This is a genomic window from Pseudomonas sp. 9AZ, from assembly GCF_902506525.1.
GTDB classification, from domain to species: Bacteria; Pseudomonadota; Gammaproteobacteria; order Pseudomonadales; family Pseudomonadaceae; genus Aquipseudomonas; species Aquipseudomonas peli.
Map to the genome: position 1 here is coordinate 2,099,424 of NZ_LR733840.1, position 22,476 is coordinate 2,121,899.

Here is a 22,476-nt window from a genome sequence, read left to right on the forward strand (position 1 = left end):
GTGTGCGGCGGGTTGCTCCGCCGCATTCACCCACAACAATAAGGAAGCTCCTATGCGTCGTACCCCACTTCTGGCTGGCCTGCTGGCCGCCGCCGTCAGCATCAGCGCTGTGCAAGCCGCTGAACCCGTAGTCAATGTCTACAACTGGTCTGACTACATCGGCGAAACCACCCTGGCCGACTTCCAGAAGGCTACTGGCATCAAAGCCATGTATGACGTGTTCGACTCCAATGAAACCCTGGAAGGCAAACTGCTGGCGGGCCGTTCCGGCTACGACATCGTGGTGCCGTCCAACCATTTCCTTGGCAAGCAGATCAAAGCGGGCGCGTTCCAGAAGCTCGACCGCAGTCTGCTGCCGAACTGGGAGAACCTTGATCCCGCGCTGCTCAAGCAGCTGGAGGTCAACGATCCTGGCAACCTGTATTCGGTGCCCTACCTGTGGGGCACCAATGGCATTGGCTACAACGTGGCCAAGGTCAAAGAAGTACTCGGCGTCGACGAGATCGACTCCTGGGCCATGCTCTTCGAGCCAGAGAACCTGAAGAAGCTCAACGCCTGCGGTGTGGCCTTCATGGATTCGCCCGACGAGATGTTCCCGGCCGTCCTTAACTACCTGGGCCTTGACCCACGCAGCACCAATGCCGAGGACTATCAGAAAGCCGAAGCCAAGCTGATGGCCGTGCGTCCTTACGTCACCTACTTCCATTCCTCGAAGTACATCGGCGACCTGGCCAACGGCGACATCTGTGTGGCATTCGGTTATTCCGGCGACGTATTCCAAGCAGCGGCGCGCGCTGAAGAAGCCGGTAAAGGCATCGAGATTGCCTACAGTATTCCCAAGGAAGGCGCCAACCTGTGGTTCGACCTGATGGCCATTCCGGCCGATGCGAAGAACGTCAAGGAAGCGCATGCCTTCATCAACTACTTGCTTGACCCTGCGGTGATCGCCAAGGTCAGTGACTATGTGGGTTACGCCAACCCGAACCTCAAGGCGGGCGAACTGATGGATCAGGAAGTGCGTAACGATCCGTCGGTCTATCCAGCGCAAGCCGTGCTGGACCGTCTCTACATCTCTGCTGAGCTGCCTCCGAAGATCCAGCGTGCGATGACGCGCGCCTGGTCGAAGATTAAGTCAGGCCAGTAAGCGGAAGCTGAAACACAGCGTACGGCAGGCTTTGCCTGACCGTACGGCCCGCTGCGTGATGCGCGGCAGATTTTATTCGGGTCCACGACCCATTATTTGCGGGAGTTTTGGTAATGGCAGTTGCTTCCAGTGCCTATAAAAAGGTTCTCGAGGGTGATCAGCAACCGAAAGAGGTGCTGGTCAAGATCGAGCGCGTAACCAAGAAATTTGATGAAACCATCGCCGTTGATGACGTTTCGCTGACCATCAACAAAGGCGAAATCTTCGCCCTGCTCGGCGGTTCCGGCTCGGGTAAATCGACCCTGCTGCGCATGCTTGCCGGCTTCGAGCGACCGACAGAAGGGCGCATCATTCTGGACGGTGTCGACATCACCGACCTGCCGCCCTACGAGCGGCCGATCAACATGATGTTCCAGTCCTACGCGCTGTTCCCGCACATGAGCGTGGCTGACAACATCGCCTTCGGCCTCAAGCAGGACAAACTGCCTAAGGCTGAAATCGACGCCCGCGTCGACGAGATGCTCAAACTGGTGCACATGACCCAGTACGCCAAGCGCAAGCCGCACCAGTTGTCTGGTGGTCAGCGTCAGCGTGTGGCTCTGGCCCGTTCGCTGGCCAAGCGCCCGAAACTGTTGCTGCTCGACGAACCTATGGGTGCTTTGGACAAGAAGCTGCGCTCGCAGATGCAGCTTGAGCTTGTCGAGATCATCGAGCGCGTCGGCGTAACCTGCGTCATGGTGACCCACGACCAGGAAGAGGCCATGACCATGGCCCAGCGTATTGCCATCATGCACCTGGGCTGGATCGCCCAAATCGGCAGTCCGGTGGACATCTACGAAACCCCGACCAGCCGCCTGGTCTGCGAATTTATCGGCAACGTCAACCTGTTCGAAGGCCAGGTGGTCGAGGACATGGAAGGCCATGCACTGATCGCCAGCCCGGATCTGGAACGCAACATCTACGTTGGCCACGGCGTCAGCACCTCGGTGCAGGATAAGAGCATCACCTACGCGATTCGCCCGGAGAAGTTGATCGTCACCACCGAGCAACCGACCTGCGAATACAACTGGTCGCGCGGCACCGTGCATGACATCGCCTACCTCGGCGGCCACTCGGTATTCCACGTGCTGCTGCCAAGCGGCAAAGTGGTGCAATCCTTCGTTGCCAACGCCGAGCGGCGTGGCGCCCGACCTACCTGGGACGATGAAGTGTTCGTCTGGTGGGAGGACGATAGCGGGGTGGCATTGCGCTCATGAACATTATCCGAAGCATCAGCCGCCGTATGCCCAAGGGCCGGCACCTGGTTATCGGGGTGCCGTTCCTCTGGCTGTTCCTGTTCTTTATGTTGCCGTTCTTCATTGTTCTGAAGATCAGCTTCGCCGAAGCCGACGTGGCCATCCCGCCGTACACCGACGTGTACACCTGGGTGGAAAACAAATTCACCCTGGTACTCAACCTGGGTAACTACATCTTCCTCAGCGAAGATGCGTTGTACCTGGCTGCTTACCTGGGCTCCCTGAAAATGGCCGCGGTCAGCACCTTGTTGTGTTTGGTCATCGGCTTCCCGATGGCGTATGCGATTGCCCGCGCCGACAAGGACAAGCAGATGGTCCTGTTGCTGCTGATCATGATGCCGACCTGGACGGCCATCCTGATCCGCGTGTACGCCTGGATGGGTATTCTCAGCAACAACGGCCTGCTCAATGGCTTCCTGATGTGGTTGGGGTTGATCAACGAGCCGTTGCAGATCCTCAACACCAACTTGGCGGTGTACATCGGTATCGTTTATTCGTACCTACCCTTCATGATTCTGCCGCTGTTCGCCAACCTGGTGAAACACGACCAGAGCTTGCTGGAAGCGGCCGCGGATCTGGGTTCGAGCACCTATAACAGCTTCTGGAAAATCACCGTGCCGTTGGCCAAGAACGGCATCATCGCCGGCTGCATGCTGGTGTTTATCCCGGTGGTGGGTGAGTTCGTGATTCCGGAACTGCTGGGCGGCCCCGAAACCCTGATGATTGGTAAGGTGCTGTGGCAAGAGTTCTTCAACAACCGCGACTGGCCTGTAGCCTCTGCCTTGGCGGTGGTGATGCTGGCGATCCTGATCGTGCCCATCATCCTGTTTAACCGTAACCAAGCGAAAGAGATGGAGGGTCGACCATGAAGCGTTTCAGTTTCTCCAACTTCATGCTGTGGGCCGGCCTGACCTTTATCTACCTGCCCATGCTGATTCTGGTCATCTACTCGTTCAACGCCTCGCGGCTGGTAACGGTGTGGGGCGGCTGGTCGCTGAAGTGGTACATGGGTCTGCTGGACAACACCCAGCTGATGAACTCGGTCATGCGCTCGTTGGAAATCGCCTGCTACACCGCGATTGCCGCCGTAGCGCTGGGCACTATGGCCGCCTTCGTGCTGACCCGCGTCACTCGCTTCAAGGGGCGTACGCTGTTCGGTGGCCTGGTCACCGCGCCGCTGGTAATGCCTGAGGTGATCACCGGTCTATCGCTGCTGCTGCTATTCGTGGCCATGGCCCAGCTGATCGGCTGGCCTGCTGAGCGTGGTGTGCTGACCATCTGGATCGCTCACACCACCTTCTGTTCGGCCTATGTGGCCGTGGTGGTGTCGTCGCGTCTGCGTGAGCTGGACCTGTCCATCGAAGAAGCGGCCATGGACCTGGGCGCCAAACCGTGGAAGGTGTTCTTCCTGATCACCATCCCGATGATTGCGCCTTCGTTGGCGGCCGGCGGCATGATGTCCTTTGCCTTGTCGCTGGACGATCTGGTACTCGCCAGCTTCGTCTCCGGTCCAGGTTCCACGACTTTGCCGATGGAAGTCTTCTCTGCCGTGCGTCTGGGCGTGAAGCCGGAAATCAACGCCGTGGCCAGCCTGATCCTGCTGGCAGTGTCCTTCGCCACCTTCCTGGTGTGGTTCTTCGCCCACCGTGCCGAAGAGAAGCGCAAGAAGGCCCTGCAGCAGGCCATGGATGAAACCACCGGTGCCGCGCTGATGAACGGCCCCGACAGCCGTCGTGACCCATCCCAGGTGCATGCCTGATCGCACCTCGGAGTAACCCACAAGGGCCGCATTAGCGGCCCTTGTGCATTCTGCGGCAGCACTGACCAGTCAGCCCGGCCAGTGTTGCGCCGCCCGCTGATCTTGGTTACAACCTCAGCTATCAGCCGTCCGGATTGCCTGCCATGACCGACTCGAACAGCACCGAAAGCGCGGTGTACAAGACCCTGCTGGAGTCGACCAAGGCCATCCCCTGGAAGATCGACTGGGCGAGCATGACCTTCGCCTATATCGGCCCGCAGATCGAAACCCTACTCGGTTGGCCGCAGGCCAGCTGGGTCAGCGCCAACGACTGGGCAGAGCGTATGCATCCCGAAGACCGCGACAGCGTTGTGGCCTTCTGTGTGTCGCAGTCCCAGGCGGGCACCGACCATGAGGCTGACTACCGCGCCCTGACCCGAGATGGCGGTTATGTGTGGATTCGCGATGTGGTGCACGTGCTGCGTAATGAAGCGGGCGAGGTGGAGTCGCTGATTGGCTTTATGTTCGACATCAGCGAGCGTAAGCAGACCGAACAGCAGCTGCAGCAATTGCAGCAACAGTTGGAAGAGCTCTCCTACCTCGACGGCCTCACCGGCGTGGCCAACCGACGCATGTTCGACAGCCGCTTACAGCTGGAGTGGAGCAACGCTCAGCGTACCGGTCAGCCGCTGTCACTGATCCTGCTGGATATCGACTACTTCAAGGAATACAACGATCACTACGGGCATATCCAGGGCGATGATTGCCTGAAAGGCGTTGCTCGGGCCTTGAGCGCCGCCGCCGTGCGCCCGCGTGACCTGATGGCCCGCTATGGCGGTGAGGAGTTTGTTCTGCTGCTGCCGGAAACCGATGCCCAGGCGGCGGCCCAGGTTGCCGAGCGCTGCCGCCAGCTGATTCATGAGCAGCAGATTCACCACGCGCATTCGCGCGTCAGTGCATGGCTGACCCTGAGCCTCGGTGTAGGCACCCTGACACCGGGCCCGCTCGACACGCCTCAGGCCTTCCTCGAGCAGGTTGATCGCCTGCTCTACAAGGCCAAGCACGCCGGGCGTAACCAGGCCATGCTGGCCGCAGCCCCTTAAGGCGCCTGGTTAGGCGCTAACGCGGCTTGTATTGGCTTGGGCAATACGCCCGTGACACCTGCGGGTCACGCAGCTGCAGGTGCTTGGTCTGCCGACCACTGACCCGTTCACGCCACAGTTTGAAGCTGCTCGGTTTGAGGTGGCGCCGCATCAAGGCGATCACCTGCGCTTCGGGCAGGCCAAACTGCACCTCAATGGCCTCAAATGGGGTGCGATCTTCCCAGGCCATCTCGATCACCCGTGACACCTCATCTGCTGATTGCAGCATCTTGCACCTCAATCCGTCTGAGCACGTCGGGCAGCCCCACGAGCTGCGCCAGCTTGCAGGTTATTCAAGCGGTCAGCCCAGCACTGCCTGGGCCCGCGCGGCATGCAGCTTCTTGTAGCTTTCAATCAGGCGCAGGTGACGGTCCAGCCCTTCCAGCTGCATGTTGGTTGGCATCAGCCCGTGGAAGCGCACGCTGCCGTCCAGTGAGCCCAGTACTGCGTCCATGCGCTCATTGCCAAACATGCGGCGGAAGTTCGGCTCGAAGTCGCTCATCTCCAGCTCGCTGTCCATCTGTACTTCCAGCGCGGCATTCAGTGCCTGATAGAACAGACCGCGCTCGACGGTGTTGTCGTTGTACTGCAGGAAGGTCTCCGTCAGCTCCTTAGCGTCGTCGTACTTCTTCAGTGCCAGGTGGATCAGCAGCTTCAGCTCCAGAATCGTCAGCTGGCCCCACACCGTGTTGTCGTCGAACTCGACGCCGATCAGCGTGGTGATATCGGTGTAATCGTCAACATCGCTGTTTTCCAGGTTGCGCAGCAGGGATTTCAAGCCGCGATCATTCAGGCTGTGCAGGTTGAGGATGTCCGCGCGGAACAGCAGCGCCTTGTTGGTGTTGTCCCAGATCAGGTCCTCAACCGGGTAGATCTCCGAATAGCCCGGCACCAGGATGCGGCAGGCCGTGGCGCCCAGGTGTTCGTACACCGCCATATAGGCTTCTTTGCCCATGGCCTCGAGAATACCGAACAGGGTCGCGGCTTCCTCGGCGTTGGCCTGTTCGCCTTCGCTGGAGAAGTCCCACTCGACGAATTCGTAATCGGCTTTAGCGCTGAAGAAGCGCCACGACACCACGCCGCTGGAGTCGATGAAATGCTCGACGAAGTTATTCGGCTCCATCAGCGCCTGGCTTTCAAAGGTCGGCGGGGGCAGATCATTCAGGCCCTCGAAGCTACGGCCCTGCAGCAACTCAGTCAGGCTGCGCTCCAGCGCCACTTCAAAGCTTGGGTGCGCGCCGAACGAGGCGAATACGCCGCCAGTGCGTGGGTTCATCAGGGTCACACACATCACCGGGAATTCGCCGCCCAAGGAAGCATCCTTCACCAATACCGGGAAGCCCTGGGCTTCCAGGCCCTGAATGCCGGCAACGATGCCCGGGTACTTGGCCAGCACCTCGGCTGGCACGTCCGGCAGGCACAACTCGCCTTCGAGGATTTCGCGTTTGACCGCACGCTCGAAGATTTCCGACAGGCACTGCACCTGCGCCTCGGCCAGGGTATTGCCGGCACTCATGCCATTACTGAGGTAGAGGTTTTCGATCAGGTTGGAAGGGAAATACACCACCTCGCCATCCGACTGGCGTACAAACGGCAACGAGCAGATGCCGCGCAGCGTGTTGCCGGAGTTGGTGTCATACAGGTGCGAGCCGCGCAGCTCGTCGTCCGGGTTGTAAATCGCCAGGCAGTAATCGTCGAGAATCTCTGCCGGCAGTGCATCCTTGGGCCCCGGCTTGAACCAGCGCTCGTCCGGGTAATGCACGAACGCCGCATTGGCGATCTCCTCGCCCCAGAACTGATCGTTGTAGAAGAAGTTGCAGTTAAGCCGCTCGATAAACTCGCCCAGCGCCGAGGCCAGCGCGCTCTCCTTGGTTGCGCCCTTGCCGTTGGTAAAACACATCGGCGAATGCGCATCGCGGATATGCAGCGACCAGACGTTGGGCACGATATTGCGCCACGAGGCGATCTCAATCTTCATGCCGAGCTTGGCCATGATGCCCGACATATTGGCGATGGTTTCTTCCAGCGGCAGGTCCTTGCCGAGGATGCGCGTGCCTTCACCGGCTGTCAGTGCGGGGATCAACAATGCCTGGGCATCGGCATCGAGGTTGTCCACCTCTTCGATTACGAACTCCGGCCCGGCCTGCACCACCTTCTTCACCGTGCAACGATCGATGGAACGCAGAATGCCCAGGCGGTCCTTCTCGGAGATATCCGCCGGCAGCTCGACCTGAATCTTGAAGATCTGCTGGTAGCGGTTTTCCGGGTCAACGATGTTGTTCTGCGACAGGCGGATGTTGTCGGTGGGGATATTGCGCGTATCGCAATACAGCTTCACAAAGTACGCCGCACACAGCGCCGAGGAGGCCAGGAAGTAATCAAACGGCCCCGGCGCCGAGCCATCGCCCTTGTAGCGGATGGGCTGGTCAGCCACCACCGTGAAGTCATCGAACTTGGCTTCAAGTCGGAGGTTGTCGAGAAACTTGACCTTGATTTCCATGCGGGATTACCAGAATACGGGCTAAACGAATGGCGGCCATTATCCGGGTTTTCGGCGGGAAGTGGTGCGCGGTGCGGGGTAGGACTGACGAGCGCGCAGTGCTACTGGCGCCGACCACCAATTGTGTCGATTGGAGTGCAGGGCTCACTGAGGCGTGCTTTAGTCCGCCCCAGTGAGCATTGCTGGACGTTATTTAACGCGACTGCTTATTTTCTTTCCTGTCTCAGCGTCCTCAAGCCATACATCAACTCGATTTAAACCAATATAAGCTGATTTTGCTAAGATTTTTTGTCCGGCGTGCCCCAAGAATTCTAAGTTAGCAAACAAAAAATGACTTGGTAGTTTGTATTCAAGTTGTATTGTGTATTTTCCAGGTTTTAATAGTGCTTTCTGAGGGGAGTCATTTCTGTAGTAATATGTTGAAAACGGGATGTCGCCTACTTTCTTTCCATTTATTCTTATTATGTTTAGATTTGCTTCTAAGCTTAGAAGCGATCTGCTCTTTCTTTCAGCATAGGTGTCTGTTTCCAGAGTCACATATTTTGATTCATCAATGAAATCAGATTCAATGTTGCTATATGCTGGCATTTCAGCGCAGCCAGACAGAAGTGCTGCAATAAATATTGTTGCTTTCTTCATGCGGTTTAACGATTCCCTATGACTTATAACGTTTGGTTAAGGGGCGGGCTTTAGCCCGTCCCAGTGAGCGAAGCGAACGGTTTGAACAAGTTGTTAGCTGTGTGGGCGAATGTGTGAGATGTGACCAAAGTAAGCGCCATAGGCACCTCGTTGAGAAAATATTTCCTGAGGTAAGCCTTGCGGGCAAATCGCGCTAAATCGTGACATAAGCTTTTTCCCAATTGCTGGCCAATGCGAGTTATCGCCCATACATAGCGTGGAAATTTCAATCATGGTGCCGAATACGAAGCACACCTCGGCGTCAGTTGATTGTTCGCCACCCAGTGAATTAAATGATTCCACGAAAATACCAGATAGATCCTCATCTAATGGCAAGCCAGTTAGAAATGCAGGCTCTGTGTAGGAGTACCATGCAAGAAAGGCAAGCCTGAGCGCTGTCTCACGATCTTTCTTCCCCTCGCGCCAACGCATACGCAAAAGTATTAGCGCCTCACCTAATGAAGGACTGTGCTTAAGCTCGACATATCTGACTTCAATTTCTGTAATGGACTGTAGAGATGGCATTTAGATGGCAGCAAACTATAATTAGACGACATATCCATATCTGCACACTGTTGCCACTGCTGGCAATAAGTATCCAAATCTGGCTATCTCGTATCCATATCTGACCATCAGCGGTTGATGATCCGTTCTTGCAGCCCAAGCTCGACTGCTGCTTTGCAACTCAGCAACCAGGCTTATTCTTCAGGTTGCCATTTACCACCCGCCTGCTTTACCGCCAATTGCATATCTTTCTCGTGAAAACCGACGCGTACGAATACCAGCGCCGCTGGTTGTTTGGGCGGTTGGGTGCGGGTTTGGGTGGTTTGTGTTTGCGTTCGACGATCAGTTCGACGGTGTTGTAGCTGATCTGTTGTTCGGCGTCGTAGCGTTCGACAAAGCGTTTGCTGCCGTTCTTGCCTGACTTGAGGCTTTTTACAACGTCCATATCGTGCCTCGTGGGGTGGCAGTGTCCTGCCGGCAGTCTGCCTGTATCCACTGGGGGGCTCAAGTGAGCATAAGGTGGGCTCGCTTCGCGTTGTCCACCTTACCGTGCGGGCAAGGGGCATTGCGCCCCTCGTGTGGTCTGGGCCTAGTTGGCCGAGGTGTTCAGAGTCTGCAGCAGGCGGTAGTAAAACCCACTGGCATTGGCCAGCGTATCGATCGCTACGCGCTCGTTGGTGCCGTGCATACGCGGCAGGTCGTCGCGCTCCATCAGCAGTGGGCTGAAGCGGAAGACGTTGTCGGTCAGCGGCTCGTAATAGCGCGAATCAGTGCCGCCGACGGTGAGGTTGGGGCTGACAAGGGTATTGCTGAAGCTCTGGCGGATCACCTCGGCGAACTGCTGATAGGCCTCGCCTCTGACATCGGATACCGCCGATGGCTCGCGCCCGCCGGGCATGACTTTGACCTGAATCTGTTCATCCGCCACGGCGCTGCGCACATGTGTGGCCACGCTGGCGATGCTGTCGCGCGGGTGGATGCGCAGGTTAAGGGTGGCGCGGGCGCTGGGCGGCAGTACGTTTTCCTTGATCCCGGCGCGCAGCAGGGTTGGCGACAATGAGGTTTGCAGCTGCGCGGCACCGGCTGGCGATGCGGCCAGTTGTTGTTCCACCAGCGGGCCAAACAGCCAGAGGTTGGCGAAGATCAGCCGGTAGCCGAAAGATTGCGCCGGGGTAAAGCTGGCCAGTAGGTCGCCGGTGGGACCGTCGAAACCGCGCTGGAAGGGCGCATCGCCCACCCGCTGCAGGGCTTGGCTGAGACGGCCGATGGCGGTTTCATCAAAGGCGGGCGGCTGCGAGGAGTGGCCACCCTGTGCGTTAGCTTGCAGGGTCAGGCTGACGTAGCCCTTTTCTGCGATACCGATCACGGCGACATCCTGGCTGACGCCGGGGATTTGCCCGCGCACCACAAAGCCGCCTTCATCGCTGACCCAAGCGAGGCGTTTGCCCTGTTCCTGCAACTGCGCGGCGATGCGTCGGTTGCCCTGGTGGCCGCCGATTTCTTCATCGTGACCGAAGGCCAGTAGCACATCGCGTTGTGGTTGGAAGCCCTGGGCGATCAGGGTTTCCACCGCTTCGAGAATGGCCACCATCGAGCCTTTGCTGTCGATGGCGCCACGGCCCCAGACAAAGCCATAGGCAATCGCCCCGGAGAACGGCGGATGGGTCCACAGCTCTTCGGTGCCCGGTGCGACGGGCACCACGTCCTGGTGCGCCATCAGCAGGGCAGCGGGTAATTGAGCGTCCTTGCCCGGCCAGCGCAGCAGGATGCTCGGGCTGCCAGTGGCGAGCGGCTCGGTGTTGGCGGTGACCTGTGGGTAGCGCAGTGCCAGCCATTCGCGCAGCCCGGCGAACGCGGCGTCGCTGGCGGCCAGTTGGCTGGCCGGTGCGCCGACCTGATGCGACAGGGTCGGCAGACGAATGGCAGCCGCCAGGCTTTCGGCAGCGCGTTGGCCATCCAGCCCTTCAGGCAGACTGACCGGCGCGCTGTTGTAAGCCGCAGCCGGTAGCAGCAGGGTGCGGCCGACTACCACGGCCAGCAGGCCGAGCAGGATGAGCAGCAGAAGCAGTAACAGACGTTTCATCGCCGTTCTCCTTGGCTTATGGGCGCAGAATCAGCTGGCTGCGACTGTTGGCTTTGATCGCTTCGGCATCCAGGTGCATCGGCACGTACTCGCCGCGCATATAGGCATCGGCCTGATCCTTGTAATGCCGATCGAACAATACGCCGCTCTGGCCCACCGGGTTGATGCCCAGGGCTTTGTTGGCGTCTGCCATATCGATCAGGCGGCGGGTCGAGGGGCCGTAGACCACCGACCAGGGCGCCGGGCCGACCGGTTGCGAGAGGTTGTTCGGTGTTTCATGGCCACCCGGTGCGGCAAAGGCACCGACGTTGAACAGCTTATCCAGCGGCTTTTGCTGGCCCAGCGGGTGGCTGTGCGTAAGGGTATGTGCGCTGCCCCAGGCCCATTTCGCGCTGTCTTCACCGAGGGTGCTGCGCAGGTGGGCAAGGCTGGCCTGCCAGGCGGCTTTGACGGTATCGGCGCGGCTTTCCACGGCCTCGCTGCCGCGGTTGTCCCACCAGGGTGAACTGGCATCGGCGGCCAGGCGCGGCAGGGCGCTGTCGAGCACGCGGGTTTGCAGCAGGTTGGCGAAGAAGGCGTCGCTCAGTTCATCGGCCATGGCTTCGCGCGCCAACTGGTAAACCAGCTGGTTGAACAGCGTAGCCGCAGTGTTCTCGACCTGATGCTGGCCATCCCAGTTGAGCAGCTGCTCGACCAGCGCCTGCTCTTCGCTGCCAGTGGCGGCGGCCCGCAGGTCAGCTGCCAGCGGGGCGAGCAGGCGTTGCGGGTAGCCGGTGCCTGGCTCCAGTTGCAGCGCCTGGCTGTTGTGTACGTCCCACTTCACGCTGGTGTCGCGCAGGCGTTCGTCGAGGCGCTGGCCGCGATCGGCCAGGTTGTAGTAGCCCGGCACTTCCATGCCAGTCGGCGATACGGGCTGGTAGTTGGCGGAGAGGATATAGCCGCGCGCGGGGTTCTCTTCCTGCGGGTTGGCGCTGAACGGGTAGTAGCCGTCTTTTTCCGCTTCACCGTTGCTGCCGTCGAGGATAAAGCTCGGGTTGATCCCGGCCGGGCGGCGCGGCAGTTTCGCCGCCGCCCACCAGCCGATATCACCTGTGGCGTTGGCCCACACCACGTTCAATCCGGGCGCTTCGATGTGCTCGGCGGCGACGCGGGCTTGCTCCAGCGTGGCGGCGCGGTTGAGCTGATAGAAACCATCGAGGATCGGGTTCTCGGTCTCGAGGAACGCCCACCACATGGCAATCGGCGTGCTGCCGACGGTTTCGCCCAGGGCGCTGTTGATGATCGGGCCGTGCGGCGAGCGGCGGATGGTCAGGCGCACTGGCTCAGCATCCTTGACGCTGATCAGCTCCTCACGGCTTTGCAGCTCGACCCACTGGCCGCGGTACCAGACCTGGTTGGGGTTGTCCGGGTTGGTTTTCTCGGCGATCAGGTCGAGGTCGTCGTTCTGGAACATGGTGATGCTCCAGGCAAAGTCGCGGTTGTGGCCCAGCGAGGCCACTGGGTTAAGCGCTTGGTGATGGCCGTACAGGCTGAAACCGGGGTAACTCAGGTTGGCCTCGTACCACACCGACGGCACGGCGAAGCGGATATGCGGGTCGCCGGCCAGCAGCGGTTTGCCGCTGGCGGTGCGGCTGCCGGAGATCGCCCAGGCGTTACTGCCCTCGAACTGCGGCAGGCCGGCATCCAGCAGCGCGGCGTGGCTCAGCTCGGCGATGGCATTGAGGTCCTGCCAGTCGCCGGCCGCGAGGTTTTGCCCGACCACGCCCTGCGGGTGCCAGTCGAGGTCAAAGACCTTGAGGTAATCGGCGCCCAGCTGATCGCGGATGTGCGTCAGCACCGGCTCGGTGCGGAAGGCGGCAGCAAAGCTGTAGGCCATATAGCCGGCGACGCTGAGGGTGTCGGCGACGTTGAACGGGCGTTTTTCAATGCCCAGCACATCGAACTCGATCGGCGCCGGGTGGTTGGCCTGGTATTGGTTGATGCCATCCAGATAAGCCTGCAACGCCTGGCTGGCCGGGGCGTTCATGTCCATCTTCGCGGCGTAGCGGTCGGCGTGTTCGCGGATGCCCAGGGTGCGGAACAGGCGGTCGGTGTCGACCAGTTTGCTGCCGAGCACCTCGGCCAGCTCGCCACGGGCCAGGCGCCGCAGGATTTCCATCTGAAACAGACGGTCCTGGGCGTGCACATAACCGAGCGCGCGGTACATATCAGCCTCGTTCTGCGCCTGGATATGCGGTACGCCGCGTTCGTCGTAATCCACCGTGACTGCGGCCTGCAGATGGCTCAGCTGCAGCTCGCCGTCACGTTGCGGCTGCTTGCTGTCGATGTACCAGTAAGCGCCGGCGGTAGAGGCCGCGACGATCAGAGCCAGGGCAGTCAGGGTGCGTTTCATGGGGTTTTCCTTGTTATAGGTTTTATCAGCCTGGCCATTGTGCGCACTGCCGACTGCGCAGGCATTGACCCAATACGGCAAGAGTGAAAGTCTTTGGTCAATCCAAGAGGCCGCTATGCCACACGATCCGCACAACAGCATTGCCAGCGCGTTGACCCATTCTTCAACCTTGCGCCGGCTGCTCTACGAAGCCTTGGCGGGGTTGGGGCTGGACCCCACCGACACCTATCGCCAGGCGTATCAGGGCGTAGTACTGGCGCCGCCGCTGCTCAATGCCCGTGAGGACCACGACAACGCGCCACGTTTCTGGCAGGCGCTGGCGGGCATCAGCGGTGATCCTGACATCGGTCTGCACCTGGGTGAAACCATGCAGCCTCGGCCGATGGATGTGGTGGGTTACCTGCTGCTGGCCAGCCGTGACCTAGGCCAGGCAGTGGAGAGTTTTGTACGCTTTCAGCACATCCTCTCCGGCGGTTTTGCCGCGCGCCTGGAGCTGGAGGGCGAGCAGGCGCGGCTGATCTTCGACCTCAATTACCGTGGCGTGGGTTCGTTGCGCCAGCAGATGGAGTGCCTGGCGCTGCTGCTGCAGAAAATGCTCGCCAGCGTCAACGACGGCGGCTTTGCGCTCGATGGTGTGGAGTTTCGCCACCCGGCCCCGCGTCGGCTGAGTGAGCATCGCCGGCTGTTTGGCCTGCTGCCGCGTTTTGCCCAGGCGCATGATGCGCTGATCTTCCCGCGCGCCTGGCTCAGCCGGCCCTCGCGCAGCGCCAACCCACGGTTGTTCGCGGTGCTCTGGGCGCAGGCGGAAGTGGAGCTGGCCGAGCTGGAAGAAAACCAGCTGCTCAACCGCGTGCGCTATTGGCTGGAGGTCAATCTGGGCGTACAGCTGTGCGACCTGCCCCGCTGCGCCACCGCGCTGGGTTACAGCGTCAGCGGGCTTCAGCGGGCGTTGACCGAACAGCAGCAGAGCTTTCGCCAGCTGCACGATGAGGTGCGTCGCTTGCGTGCGCAGACTCTGCTGGAAAGCGGCCTGGCTATCCGTGAAGTGGCCCGCGCCTGTGGTTTTGCCGAGCTGTCGCCGTTCTACCGTGCGTTCAAGCGCTGGCAGGGCGCGACCCCGCAGGCTTACCGCACTAGCGGCTGACGCGGAAGCGCCGGCTCAGGTCGCTCAACCGCTCAGATAAGTGGCTGAGTTGCTGGCCATCGTGACTCAGGGCTTCGGCATCACTGAGGTTTTGTTCAGCGACCTGTTGCACGCTGGTCAGGTGCTGGCTGACCTCCGCGCTGACGGCCGCCTGCTGGTGGGTGGCGGCGGCAATCAGCTCGTTCATCTGAGTGATCGAGCTGATGTCCTGCGCCACGGCGCCGAGCAGATCGGCAGTGGCCTGGCTGTCCTGTACGCAACTGCGCACGCTGTCGCGGCTCTGCTGCATGGCTTCGGCGGCCTGACGGCTGCCTTGTTGCAAGCGGCTGATGATCTGCTGAATTTCAGCGGTGGACAGGGCGGTTTTCTGTGCCAGGTTACGCACCTCGTCGGCGACCACAGCAAAGCCACGGCCCTGATCACCGGCGCGAGCAGCTTCGATGGCGGCGTTGAGGGCCAGCAGGTTGGTCTGTTCGGCAATCGAACGGATCACTTCCAGCACCTTACCGATCTGTTCAGATTGGTTGGCCAACGCCTGCACTTCACCTTCGGTGACGTCGATCTGAGCGGCCAGCTTACCGATTTCGCTGCGTACATGATTGACCGAACGGCTGCCTTCGGCGGCTTGCTGGTTGGCCGTTTGCGCGGCACTGGCAGCCCCATCGGCATGCCCGGCCACTTCATCAATGGCGCTGCTCATCTGCTGCATGGCTGAACTCATGTAGACGATTTCACCCTGCTGGCGATCGGCGCCACTGCGCAGATGACCGGTGGCTTGGGCCAGGTTGTCGCCCATCGTTTGCAGGCCCTGGGTGTCTTTGATCACTTCGCCAACCAGCTCATCCAGGGTGTCGAGGAAGCGGTTAAAGCGCTTGCTGACCTTGCCTTCAGCATTGCTGCGGTAGCTCAGGTCAATGGCGTCGTCATTTTCGGTGAGTTGTTCGGCGGTTTGCATCAGGGCGGCCCCCTCCACGGCTTCGGCATGGGTTTGCAGGGCCAGGTAAATCAGAATCGCGCTTTCCAACACCACGTAGAACGCATGCAGGAAGATGATGGGCCAGCTGCCTTGTGCCACCACTGTGACGCTGAACCCTTGGGTTTGCAGGGCATAGAAGCCCAGGTGGTGAACTGCAATCACTGCAGCCGCCACCACGATCGGCAGCCAGTCGCGGTAATACACCAGAAACGCCAGCAACACGAAAATACCGAAGTGCATTTCCAGCATGCCGCCGGCCTGGTTGATGTGCAGTGCGGACATCACCATAAACGCCGCACCAATCGCACAGCGCAGCAGACGGCGCCCGGCAATCAGCTGCTGCAGTACGGTCATCACCGCCGCTGTTCCACCGCCCACCAGCAAGGCTTGGCCCCAGGTACCGTGCCAGAGCGCCAGACCCAGCGAGTAAAGAAACATCAGCCACAGCACCATCAGCATGATGCGGTCCGCTTTACGGTAGTGCAGCTCTAAGGGTGAAAGACGGCTAGGCATGGCGAAAGACCTAAAAAGTAGCGTGGTATTCGGATCAAGTATGGCAGCCGTCCGTGGGTGCGCAGGGCTTTTCTATGGTTAGAAGTTGTACATGGTATGTCATTTGTACAATTTTATTCGGTAAACATACAGGGCTCAGTGCATGTCGCCGGCGGTCAGTGGGTACCGTGCTGGTTTCAGACTGATCTAGCCTCATAAGCACGCAAGGAGGTCATGCTTATGCAGCAGGTGCTAGTCGGTGCGTGGTTTACCCTGATCGGGCTGCCCTGTCTGGCCGCAACGCCGCCAGTGCAGATCTGCTTGGGCGATAGTAACGAGTGGCCGCCCTATACCTATTGGCAGCGCAGCGATGGCGAGGTGGACCGCAGCCGTCTGACTGGGTCGGCCAGCACCCTGGTGCTGGCGATTCTGCAGCGTTTGCAGCTGCCCTATGAGGTGCACTACATGCCCTGGGCGCGGGTGCAGCAGGAGCTGGCAGACTTTGCTGAAAAGGGTCGCTGCGAGCTGACCTGGGATGCCAGCTACAACGCGGAGCGTGCCGCCTATGCCTATTACAGCGCGCAGTTGTATGAAGCGCGCCTGGGGCTGTTTTACTCCGCGCAGCGCTTTGCCGAAGTGCCGTTGCCCGCCTTGCTGCAGAACCTACAGCCCTATCGGGTGTGCGGTGTGATTGGCTACAACTACCAGCCGTTTGGCTTGGGCGAGCCGATCAAGCGCTTCCCCAGCATTCAGCAGAACCTGGATATGCTGCAGCGCCAACGTTGCGACTTCTTCCCCAGCGAGATTGAGCCGTTGTATGGCGGCCTGGCGCTGGGTATTTATCAGGGCCATGAGCAGTTGCGGCATATGCCACTGGTCGCAAGCAAAGCGTTCTATCTGCTGGTCAGTAGGGGCTCGCCGCGTGGTGAACGGCTTATCTCGCAGTTTGATCATCAACTCAAGCAACTGCAGGCCAGCGGTGAAGCGCAGCAGATCTTTCAGCGCTTTACCCCGGATGGTCTGCGCTAGTCAGTGGCGTTGCCAGTCGCAGAAACAGCCCACCGCCAGGGTGTTGCTGGCGTTGACCGGGCGGTTGGCGACCAAGGCGTCGAGAATCGGCTCGATAAAACTGTTGCTGGAGGTACAGGTAGCGCCTTCGCTGTAGGGGCCGAAGTACGCCAGTTGGCCATTGCGGTCCCAGATCGCCACCGCCGGGCTGGCGGGAATTTGCTCGCTGCCAGCCAGTTCAGCCAGGGGTTGCAGGGCGCTCAGGGTGCTGGGCAGTTGACCGTTGGTACCGGGTTTTTGTAAGGCATAGAAGGTAACGTCCTGGGCGCCGAAGCGTTCGATCAATTCGGCCAGGTGCTGTTGATTGCCAACATTGCACGGGCAGGCGGGGTCCCAAAAATGCACCAGGCGAATTGGCCCAGGGCCGGCCAGCTCGTCGGGCAGACGCAGTTGTTCGCCATAGAACAGCGCGGTTTGTTCACTGAAGCTGCGCAGGTAGCGTGCTTCGTACCACCAGTAGGCGGCCAGCATGGCGGCTGCCCAGAACAGAATCAGTAGGCTGGCGAGTAGGGTCTTGCGCGTGGGTCGAGTCATGAGCAGCCTTCGGCAAACAGGCGCGCAGCTTGCCATGACTGGCGCGACAGCTGAATATCCGCAACCTGATTGCGCGGCCCAGGATGGCCTGTGATTACCCCGTAAGTTTGATGGAAGCCCTATGCCAGAGCCGTTTCAGCCCGAAAACCTGCTTGCCACTCTGCGACCCTTGGCCGCAGCCGCTGCGCTTTTACCGGCCGAACAGGCCTACCGACAGTTTTACGGCTTCAGCGATACTTGGGCGACGCACACCCGCATGGGTACGCTGCAGGCCGCCGGTTACCAGATTGCTGTGCAGGCTTGGTGGCCTGAGCAGCCGCGCGCCACGCTGGTGCTGCTGCATGGCTATTACGACCACGTTGGCCTGTATCGCCATGTGATCGAATGGGCTCTTGGAATGGGTTTTGCCGTGCTGGCCTTCGACTTGCCGGGGCATGGCTTGTCCAGCGGTGCGCGGGCGAGCATCGGTGCGTTCAGCGAGTATCAAACGGTGTTGCGCGCAGTGCTGGCCGAAGCGGCAGCCCTGGCGTTGCCGCAGCCCTGGCACCTGTGCGGGCAGAGTACGGGTGGGGCGATTCTGATTGATTACCTGCTGACCGGCGCACCGAGGTCGGAAATTGGTGAAACCATTCTGCTGGCACCGCTGGTGCGGCCACGCGCCTGGGGCTGGTCACAGTTCAGTTACCGCATCATGAAGCGCTTTGTCAGCGAGATTCCTCGGCGTTTCAGCGTCAATTCCAGCGATGCCGAGTTTATCGATTTCGTTCACCACCAGGATCCGCTGCAGCCGCGCAATTTGCCGACCGCCTGGGTTGGGGCGCTCAGCCGATGGGTGCCGCACATCGAAGCCGCGCCGCGCAGTACGCGCAGCCCTCTGATCATTCAGGGGGAAGCCGACATGACGGTGGCCTGGCGCTACAACCTGCGGGTGCTGCAGGACAAGTTCGCTGACCCGCAGATGCTGCGTCTGCCCGAGGCGCGGCACCACCTGGCCAACGAAACGCCGGCCTTGCGCCAGCGCTATTTCGAGTTTCTTAGCCAGCGGTTGAGCTAATCAGATACCGCGCGGCGCCGGAGCCAGCGCTGCGCTGCTCTGGCCAACCGCCAGGCCGCTGCGGATCGCCGCCAGGGCGGCCTGGTAGTAGGCCTTGCCGGCATCGGACTGGGCGAAACTGACGAACTCTTCCAGCTCCGGGTCGCTCAGCTCGCGGTAGACGTGCAGCAGGGTGTTATCCAGATCCGCCCCGATTTGCTCCATCAACCGCTGGCGCTGGCCATTAAGCATGGCCTGGGCGCTGTCGCCCCCGAGCAGACCGGGGAGCATCTGGCTGAGGCTGTCGGCGGCTACACCGGCCAGGGCCAGGCTGACTTCGGCACCGGCTTCCCGCGCCGGCAGGGCCTGGGCAAGGTGGCGAATCAGCAGGCGGCGGGTGGCGCTGGCCTCACTGCGTGGCAGGCCGTTGGCGTAGCGCGCCAGTTGATCGCTGCGGGTGGCGAGCAGCTCGGCATCGACAATCTTGCGCCCCAGTGGCGACAGGAAAAACTGCAGGGCGCTGCCCGGCTCGCCGAGGTTGTCACGCAGACCTTGTTGCGCGCGCTGATCCACGGCCGCTGCGGCAAAGCGCTGGTTGCTGTTGTTCACCAATGCTTGATGCACCGCCGGCGGCAGGCTGCTGCGGTAGCGTTCCTGGGCGGCCTGCAAGGCATCGCTGAAGTGCATGCGCTGTTGCGGCCAGCCGGCCGCCTGATACAGCTGCAGGTAATCGTCGGCCAGGGCGGGCAGGCTGAGCAGCAGGGTCAGTACAACGGAAAGGGCGCGCATTAGGGACTCCATTCAGGGGCGGCTATTTTCTGCGGCATGCTGACGCTTGTCGAGGCTCGGCAGGGCGCTGGTAGAATTGCCGGCATGACGACCGATACCCATACCGCGCTCCTGACCCGCATCGTTGACGACCTGGCCGAACAGGGGTGGTCACTGCAGCCGCAGTTTATTGCCCCCTCTCTGACCCTCGACCTGGCCGAAGAGTGCCGTAAACGTGCCGCACACGGTGCATTGGCACCCGCCGGCGTCGGCCGTGGCGTGCAGCAGCAGATCCGCGAAGGGGTGCGCGGCGATCATATCCAGTGGCTGGAGGCCGGTCAGGCTGAGGCCTGTGATCAATATCTACAGGCGTTTGATGAGCTGCGCGTGGCGCTGAACCAGGGCTTGTACCTGGGGCTGGAGGATTTCGAGGGGCATTTCGCCCTGTATCCACCGGGTGCGTTCTACCAGAAGCACGTGGACCGCTTTCGTGATGACGACCGCCGCGCGGTGTCCGCGGTGTTCTACCTCAATGAGGATTGGCAGGCCGAACAAGGCGGCGCGCTGCGCCTGTACCTACCGAATGGCGAGACTCGCGACGTATTGCCGCAAGCGGGCAGCCTGCTGTTGTTTCTATCCGCCGACATGCCCCATGAGGTCTTGCCGGCCAGCCGTGATCGACTGTCGCTGACCGGCTGGTTTCGCCGGCGGGGCAATGGGCCGTTCTAGTCAAGATTGGCTAGAACCTGTTCACGATCTCGCGAGCTAGAGCCATGCAAGGCAAAAACAGGCGAGGAAGCGGAGTGTACTTTTGTACATGAGCATTCCGAGCCTGTTTTTAACGCTGCAGGGCCGACGCGCAGCAGATCGTGAGGAGGTTCTTAGTGGCCCCAGACCTTGAAGGTCCCCCGCAAATCAGTGATGTCGCGCATCTCGATGCTGCCCAGACGGCTTTCGCCGACGTACATATCAGCCGCCACCCGCACGCGAATGCGCTGCGCCGGGATACCGCTGGCCACCAGTTGATCATTGATGGTGGTGAGGTCGGGGAGGGTTAGTTGCAGTTGCTGTTGGCCGCTGCCATTGGACACCACATCGATTTTCAAGGTGGGCAGGTTGACGCCGAAGATTGGCAGGGTCAGCCCCAGTTGCGCCGCGCCGAAGGCGAAGCTGCCGCCAGAGCCGTTCGGGCAGCTGGCGGGGGTGAGGCAGCCGTTGTCGATTTTCACGTTGCGCAGTGATGCACTGCCGCCATCGTCATTCCAGCTGATCCGGTTGATCGTCGCCAGCACGTCGGCACGGATGCTGATACCGGCCTGACCGCTGATCTCGCTCAGGCTCTGGTTGTCCATCGGCAGCAGGGCCGCCTGGCTTGGCAGGGTGCAGACCGCAAGGCTGGCGGCGAGTGACAGGGCAAGGGTGCGAAGTGGGCGATGCATGGAAGTGTCCTCGACTAGAGTGCCGAGAGTCTGTGCTGGGCCTGGCGCGCGCGCCATCGGGCCGCGTTGCTTCCCGCCGAAGGATAGGCCGGCGGTGCGCGCGAATGGCGCTGCCGGCGTGATGTGCTTGGCAATCTGCTCGGCAGCCCGTCCCTTTGATCGGCGGCCAGCAAGCGCAGTAACCTGACGGTGTTACGGCGGGTGACTAATGAGAGAGTGATGCAGAAGATTCTGGTGAGCCGTTGCCTGTTGGGCCAGCGCGTACGTTATGACGGTGGCGCCCATGGCCCGTTCAGCCTGCTGGAGCGCTGGCAGCAGGAGGGGCGCATTGTGCCGCTGTGCCCGGAAGTCGCCGGTGGCCTGCCAACTCCGCGCGCACCTGCGGAAATTGCCGGTGGTCAGGGGGCAAAAGTACTCGACGGGCAGCTGCCGGTGCTGACGGTGACTGGCGAGGATGTCACGGCGGCTTTTGTTGACGGCGCACAGCAGGCTTTGGCCTTGGTGGCGCAGCATGGCATCCGACTGGCACTGCTCAAGGCGCGCAGTCCCTCGTGTGGCAATTTCGAGGCGTATGACGGCAGTTTTAGCGGCACCAAGGTCGCTGGCGAAGGCGTGACGGCCGCGGCCTTGCGCCGCGCCGGGGTGCGGGTGTTCAGTGAAGAAGAACTGGCGGCGGCGCAGGCCTTTCTGGCGGTGCTGGATGGCACTGATTAAGGCGCTTGATCATCATCGAAGTGCAGTGGCAGAAGCTGTTCGATGGCATTGGCCAGCTGCCAATACTCCTCTTCACAACTGTCCCGGCGCTCCTCAGGGAGCTGATCGCCCGCATCGCTGTAGCGCTCGATGTCGGCACCGTATGCCCAGCACATGACGTTGTAATAGCGTTGCCCGTTCAGGCTGTGCGTCGCGGCCAGCCCGTCTTCGCTGATGTCGTCTTCCCACGCGCCAAAGCTGAAAATGGTGCCGTTGAGTATGTGCTCGCCATCTTCACGGTGCACCCAAATGTAGGTGCTGATCTGATCGGCCACATCTTCTTCGCGCCCCAGCATGGGGATTTCCAATTGATCGATCAGCGCGTGGCCCAGTTCGTGGAAGAACAGGTAGTCGCTCCAGCCGACGGCGAACGCCTGCGCCTCTTCGGCATTGAGTTGGCCCTCGGCTTCAAATTGAGCGAAGTTGTTTTGCGTGTCTTGCAGCTCTTCATAGCAATAAATGATGCTCTGTTCGTCGCTGTCGTAAAAAGCGTTGGCCTCATCGCATGTGCGCATCGTCAGCAGCAGTTGCAGGCCCTGATCCGGCAGCAACGCGTCGATATGCTCACGCCAACCCTCGAGAATGGCATCCTGTTCGGCCTGTGCAGCGATGTCTCGCAGCTCAAGCGGCGCAGCCTCGTAGCGCACGCTCAACTTGTTGGAATTGGATTGGGCCTGAGTGCAATCGAGGGCTAGTAAGCCGGCCAATAGCAGGGCAAAACGGGCTGGAAGGGTGAGCATAGGAATTCCTGGGTGTGTCGAGCGCGCACTAAAAAGGCGACCGAAGTCGCCTT

22 protein-coding genes are annotated in these 22,476 nt (G+C 60.7%); 10 read left to right on the forward strand and 12 right to left on the reverse strand.

The window, feature by feature from the left end:
• The first annotated feature begins 52 nt into the window (after positions 1–52).
• The 5 genes from ALTER154_RS09765 to ALTER154_RS09785 all read left to right on the forward strand — a co-directional run bounded on the left by ALTER154_RS09765 (position 53) and on the right by ALTER154_RS09785 (position 5,280).
• Positions 53–1,144 (forward strand): polyamine ABC transporter substrate-binding protein, encoded by a 1,092-nt coding sequence (locus ALTER154_RS09765; protein ID WP_160086611.1) that lies wholly within the window; start codon positions 53–55, stop codon positions 1,142–1,144.
• 113 nt (positions 1,145–1,257) lie between these two features.
• Complete coding sequence (gene potA / locus ALTER154_RS09770; protein ID WP_090254534.1) at positions 1,258–2,400, forward strand: polyamine ABC transporter ATP-binding protein; 1,143 nt, start codon at positions 1,258–1,260, stop codon at positions 2,398–2,400.
• Between the two features lie 26 nt (positions 2,401–2,426).
• On the forward strand, positions 2,427–3,308 hold the full coding sequence (locus tag ALTER154_RS09775) for an ABC transporter permease subunit (protein WP_167147075.1): 882 nt from the start codon (positions 2,427–2,429) through the stop codon (positions 3,306–3,308).
• Positions 3,305–4,198: an ABC transporter permease subunit gene (locus ALTER154_RS09780; RefSeq protein ID WP_090254539.1), complete on the forward strand. Its 894-nt coding sequence runs from the start codon at positions 3,305–3,307 to the stop codon at positions 4,196–4,198. Before ALTER154_RS09775 ends, ALTER154_RS09780 begins: the two co-directional genes overlap by 4 nt.
• Positions 4,199–4,341: 143 nt before the next feature.
• Complete coding sequence (locus ALTER154_RS09785) at positions 4,342–5,280, forward strand: sensor domain-containing diguanylate cyclase (RefSeq protein ID WP_160086613.1); 939 nt, start codon at positions 4,342–4,344, stop codon at positions 5,278–5,280.
• 16 nt (positions 5,281–5,296) lie between these two features.
• On the opposite strand, the gene ALTER154_RS09790 is transcribed toward ALTER154_RS09785, so the two are convergent.
• From ALTER154_RS09790 to ALTER154_RS09820, 7 genes are all read right to left on the reverse strand, one after another.
• The gene (locus ALTER154_RS09790; protein WP_090254542.1) at positions 5,297–5,548 is read right to left on the reverse strand and encodes a TIGR03643 family protein; all 252 of its coding nucleotides are present in this window, start codon (positions 5,546–5,548) and stop codon (positions 5,297–5,299) included.
• 72 nt (positions 5,549–5,620) lie between these two features.
• The gene (locus ALTER154_RS09795; RefSeq protein ID WP_160086615.1) at positions 5,621–7,819 is read right to left on the reverse strand and encodes an OsmC domain/YcaO domain-containing protein; all 2,199 of its coding nucleotides are present in this window, start codon (positions 7,817–7,819) and stop codon (positions 5,621–5,623) included.
• Between the two features lie 189 nt (positions 7,820–8,008).
• Positions 8,009–8,458, reverse strand: coding sequence for a hypothetical protein (locus ALTER154_RS09800; RefSeq protein WP_160086617.1), 450 nt, complete (start codon positions 8,456–8,458; stop codon positions 8,009–8,011).
• 93 nt (positions 8,459–8,551) lie between these two features.
• Positions 8,552–9,022 (reverse strand): hypothetical protein, encoded by a 471-nt coding sequence (locus ALTER154_RS09805; RefSeq protein ID WP_160086619.1) that lies wholly within the window; start codon positions 9,020–9,022, stop codon positions 8,552–8,554.
• A gap of 208 nt (positions 9,023–9,230) precedes the next feature.
• A complete protein-coding gene (locus ALTER154_RS09810; protein ID WP_160086621.1) occupies positions 9,231–9,446 on the reverse strand; it encodes a hypothetical protein in 216 nt (71 codons plus the stop codon).
• Between the two features lie 144 nt (positions 9,447–9,590).
• Positions 9,591–11,084 (reverse strand): M20 family peptidase, encoded by a 1,494-nt coding sequence (locus ALTER154_RS09815; RefSeq protein ID WP_160086623.1) that lies wholly within the window; start codon positions 11,082–11,084, stop codon positions 9,591–9,593.
• Between the two features lie 16 nt (positions 11,085–11,100).
• On the reverse strand, positions 11,101–13,476 hold the full coding sequence (locus tag ALTER154_RS09820) for a penicillin acylase family protein (RefSeq protein ID WP_160086625.1): 2,376 nt from the start codon (positions 13,474–13,476) through the stop codon (positions 11,101–11,103).
• A 115-nt stretch (positions 13,477–13,591) separates the two neighbouring features.
• On the opposite strand from ALTER154_RS09820, the gene ALTER154_RS09825 reads away from it, so the two are divergent.
• Positions 13,592–14,620, forward strand: coding sequence for an AraC family transcriptional regulator (locus tag ALTER154_RS09825; RefSeq protein ID WP_160086627.1), 1,029 nt, complete (start codon positions 13,592–13,594; stop codon positions 14,618–14,620).
• Here the strand turns inward: ALTER154_RS09825 and ALTER154_RS09830 are convergent.
• A complete protein-coding gene (locus tag ALTER154_RS09830) occupies positions 14,610–16,109 on the reverse strand; it encodes a methyl-accepting chemotaxis protein (protein ID WP_090254556.1) in 1,500 nt (499 codons plus the stop codon). The two genes, ALTER154_RS09825 and ALTER154_RS09830, sit on opposite strands and share 11 nt — an antisense overlap.
• 219 nt (positions 16,110–16,328) lie before the next feature.
• On the opposite strand from ALTER154_RS09830, the gene ALTER154_RS09835 reads away from it, so the two are divergent.
• Positions 16,329–17,117 carry an ABC transporter substrate-binding protein gene (locus tag ALTER154_RS09835; protein WP_160086629.1) on the forward strand — a complete coding sequence of 263 codons (789 nt, stop codon included), beginning with the start codon at positions 16,329–16,331 and terminating at the stop codon, positions 17,115–17,117.
• Here ALTER154_RS09835 and ALTER154_RS09840 read toward each other — a convergent pair whose 3' ends face one another.
• Positions 17,118–17,726 (reverse strand): DUF6436 domain-containing protein, encoded by a 609-nt coding sequence (locus ALTER154_RS09840; protein WP_160086631.1) that lies wholly within the window; start codon positions 17,724–17,726, stop codon positions 17,118–17,120.
• A gap of 85 nt (positions 17,727–17,811) precedes the next feature.
• Between ALTER154_RS09840 and ALTER154_RS09845 the strand changes: the two genes are divergently transcribed.
• Positions 17,812–18,744 carry an alpha/beta hydrolase gene (locus ALTER154_RS09845; RefSeq protein WP_160086633.1) on the forward strand — a complete coding sequence of 311 codons (933 nt, stop codon included), beginning with the start codon at positions 17,812–17,814 and terminating at the stop codon, positions 18,742–18,744.
• On the opposite strand, the gene ALTER154_RS09850 is transcribed toward ALTER154_RS09845, so the two are convergent.
• Positions 18,745–19,512, reverse strand: a complete 768-nt coding sequence (locus ALTER154_RS09850; protein WP_160086635.1) for a hypothetical protein — start codon at positions 19,510–19,512, stop codon at positions 18,745–18,747.
• Positions 19,513–19,596: 84 nt separating this feature from the next.
• Between ALTER154_RS09850 and ALTER154_RS09855 the strand changes: the two genes are divergently transcribed.
• Positions 19,597–20,220 carry a 2OG-Fe(II) oxygenase gene (locus ALTER154_RS09855; RefSeq protein WP_160086637.1) on the forward strand — a complete coding sequence of 208 codons (624 nt, stop codon included), beginning with the start codon at positions 19,597–19,599 and terminating at the stop codon, positions 20,218–20,220.
• 152 nt (positions 20,221–20,372) lie between these two features.
• Here ALTER154_RS09855 and ALTER154_RS09860 read toward each other — a convergent pair whose 3' ends face one another.
• Positions 20,373–20,930, reverse strand: coding sequence for a DUF6160 family protein (locus tag ALTER154_RS09860; protein WP_160086639.1), 558 nt, complete (start codon positions 20,928–20,930; stop codon positions 20,373–20,375).
• Between the two features lie 219 nt (positions 20,931–21,149).
• On the opposite strand from ALTER154_RS09860, the gene ALTER154_RS09865 reads away from it, so the two are divergent.
• The gene (locus ALTER154_RS09865; protein ID WP_160086641.1) at positions 21,150–21,644 is read left to right on the forward strand and encodes a DUF523 domain-containing protein; all 495 of its coding nucleotides are present in this window, start codon (positions 21,150–21,152) and stop codon (positions 21,642–21,644) included.
• Here the strand turns inward: ALTER154_RS09865 and ALTER154_RS09870 are convergent.
• Positions 21,641–22,423 carry a DUF4344 domain-containing metallopeptidase gene (locus tag ALTER154_RS09870; protein ID WP_160086643.1) on the reverse strand — a complete coding sequence of 261 codons (783 nt, stop codon included), beginning with the start codon at positions 22,421–22,423 and terminating at the stop codon, positions 21,641–21,643. The two genes, ALTER154_RS09865 and ALTER154_RS09870, sit on opposite strands and share 4 nt — an antisense overlap.
• Positions 22,424–22,476 lie beyond the last annotated feature (53 nt).

What these genes read in the sequence shown, in the direction of transcription:
- potA (WP_090254534.1), top strand. Translation starts at nt 1,258, where the DNA reads ATGGCAGTTGCTTCCAGTGCCTATAAAAAGGTTCTCGAGGGTGATCAG.
- ALTER154_RS09805 (WP_160086619.1), bottom strand. Translation starts at nt 9,022, where the DNA reads ATGCCATCTCTACAGTCCATTACAGAAATTGAAGTCAGATATGTCGAG.
- ALTER154_RS09850 (WP_160086635.1), bottom strand. Translation starts at nt 19,512, where the DNA reads ATGCGCGCCCTTTCCGTTGTACTGACCCTGCTGCTCAGCCTGCCCGCC.
- ALTER154_RS09810 (WP_160086621.1), bottom strand. Translation starts at nt 9,446, where the DNA reads ATGGACGTTGTAAAAAGCCTCAAGTCAGGCAAGAACGGCAGCAAACGC.
- ALTER154_RS09830 (WP_090254556.1), bottom strand. Translation starts at nt 16,109, where the DNA reads ATGCCTAGCCGTCTTTCACCCTTAGAGCTGCACTACCGTAAAGCGGAC.
- ALTER154_RS09820 (WP_160086625.1), bottom strand. Translation starts at nt 13,476, where the DNA reads ATGAAACGCACCCTGACTGCCCTGGCTCTGATCGTCGCGGCCTCTACC.
- ALTER154_RS09825 (WP_160086627.1), top strand. Translation starts at nt 13,592, where the DNA reads ATGCCACACGATCCGCACAACAGCATTGCCAGCGCGTTGACCCATTCT.
- ALTER154_RS09780 (WP_090254539.1), top strand. Translation starts at nt 3,305, where the DNA reads ATGAAGCGTTTCAGTTTCTCCAACTTCATGCTGTGGGCCGGCCTGACC.
- ALTER154_RS09800 (WP_160086617.1), bottom strand. Translation starts at nt 8,458, where the DNA reads ATGAAGAAAGCAACAATATTTATTGCAGCACTTCTGTCTGGCTGCGCT.
- ALTER154_RS09795 (WP_160086615.1), bottom strand. Translation starts at nt 7,819, where the DNA reads ATGGAAATCAAGGTCAAGTTTCTCGACAACCTCCGACTTGAAGCCAAG.
- ALTER154_RS09790 (WP_090254542.1), bottom strand. Translation starts at nt 5,548, where the DNA reads ATGCTGCAATCAGCAGATGAGGTGTCACGGGTGATCGAGATGGCCTGG.
- ALTER154_RS09785 (WP_160086613.1), top strand. Translation starts at nt 4,342, where the DNA reads ATGACCGACTCGAACAGCACCGAAAGCGCGGTGTACAAGACCCTGCTG.
- ALTER154_RS09840 (WP_160086631.1), bottom strand. Translation starts at nt 17,726, where the DNA reads ATGGCAAGCTGCGCGCCTGTTTGCCGAAGGCTGCTCATGACTCGACCC.
- ALTER154_RS09865 (WP_160086641.1), top strand. Translation starts at nt 21,150, where the DNA reads ATGCAGAAGATTCTGGTGAGCCGTTGCCTGTTGGGCCAGCGCGTACGT.
- ALTER154_RS09845 (WP_160086633.1), top strand. Translation starts at nt 17,812, where the DNA reads ATGCCAGAGCCGTTTCAGCCCGAAAACCTGCTTGCCACTCTGCGACCC.
- ALTER154_RS09815 (WP_160086623.1), bottom strand. Translation starts at nt 11,084, where the DNA reads ATGAAACGTCTGTTACTGCTTCTGCTGCTCATCCTGCTCGGCCTGCTG.
- ALTER154_RS09775 (WP_167147075.1), top strand. Translation starts at nt 2,427, where the DNA reads ATGCCCAAGGGCCGGCACCTGGTTATCGGGGTGCCGTTCCTCTGGCTG.
- ALTER154_RS09855 (WP_160086637.1), top strand. Translation starts at nt 19,597, where the DNA reads ATGACGACCGATACCCATACCGCGCTCCTGACCCGCATCGTTGACGAC.
- ALTER154_RS09765 (WP_160086611.1), top strand. Translation starts at nt 53, where the DNA reads ATGCGTCGTACCCCACTTCTGGCTGGCCTGCTGGCCGCCGCCGTCAGC.
- ALTER154_RS09860 (WP_160086639.1), bottom strand. Translation starts at nt 20,930, where the DNA reads ATGCATCGCCCACTTCGCACCCTTGCCCTGTCACTCGCCGCCAGCCTT.
- ALTER154_RS09835 (WP_160086629.1), top strand. Translation starts at nt 16,329, where the DNA reads ATGCAGCAGGTGCTAGTCGGTGCGTGGTTTACCCTGATCGGGCTGCCC.
- ALTER154_RS09870 (WP_160086643.1), bottom strand. Translation starts at nt 22,423, where the DNA reads ATGCTCACCCTTCCAGCCCGTTTTGCCCTGCTATTGGCCGGCTTACTA.